Below are 1,139 nucleotides of genomic sequence, written 5' to 3' on the forward strand. Positions count from 1 at the left end.
ATGCTCATTTGCTCAATCGGCTCTTTCCATTGAGAAGCCTGGAACCCTAAATGTTTCATTAAATTTTGGACTTTTCCTCTTTCTTCAAATGTCTCTTTAAAAAATAAATCTTCTGGTGTTTTATCAAGTGGTAAATCAAATACTTCTTGTGTTAAATAACCGATGTTTGCAGATGGTGAAATCCATACTTCTCCTTGAACAGTCTCCGTGCCCATAATCATCTTCAGTAATGTTGTTTTCCCGCTTCCGTTTGGTCCAATAATCGCAAGCTTCTCACCGTGTTGGATTGTAAAATTAACGTTTTCGAATAATGTTCGTCCATCAAATTCTTTCCTCAATTGTTTCACTTCTAAAAAGCGTTTTCCTACTTTTTTATTCGCTTGAATAGAGAACTCAACTGAATACTCTTCTTTAACACGTTCTACTTTCGTTTTCTCAAGCTCTTTTTCGAGACGTTTCCGTTTCGACTTCACTTGCGCATCCATTCGCTTCGCTTTCACACGATAAAATTCTTTAACGCCTTCTTGTTTTGTAGACTGTGCATGTGCCTTTTGTGACCATGAACTTAATTCGTTTATTTGTGATTCTACTTGTTCTATCTTTTTTTGCTGTTTTTCATATTCACGCTGCTGCGTCATTCTTTTTTGCTCACGTGCTTTCATATAACTCGTATAATTACCGCTATGGTCAATTAATTTTTTATCCTCAATTGACCATATTTTTGTTGCGACAACATCTAAAAAATATCGATCATGCGATACGACGATAACTGTACCTCTCATATTTTTTATTTGTTTAATGAGAAATTCCGTACTCGTCTCATCTAAATGATTTGTCGGTTCGTCTAATATTAATAAATTAGGATTTTCGGAAAACCCTTTTGCTAATCGAACTTTCAGCTTTTCACCACCACTTAAAGTAAGAAAATCGTTTGTTGGCACGCCCCATTTCGCAAGAAGTTCTGCTTCTTTTGCAATCACATCATTACTAATAAAGGATTCTGTTTCTTGTTCAACATATGCCGTTGTCACATTCATTTGCTGCCATTCAACAGTACCTTTTGATGGCTCAATCTTCCCATTAATTAATTGAAGTAACGTTGATTTACCAGCACCATTTTTACCAATTAATCCGATAAC

The 1,139-nt window shown here is 35.5% G+C and carries 1 protein-coding gene; it reads right to left on the reverse strand.

Annotation, left to right across the window (positions count from 1 at the left end; all coding sequences use genetic code 11):
* Positions 1 to 1,139 (reverse strand): ABC-F family ATP-binding cassette domain-containing protein (locus AC1DTM_RS27705; protein ID WP_477001399.1); only part of this gene is annotated, 1,139 nt, incomplete at both ends.

This window comes from Bacillus sp. P4_D3 (assembly GCF_056401855.1).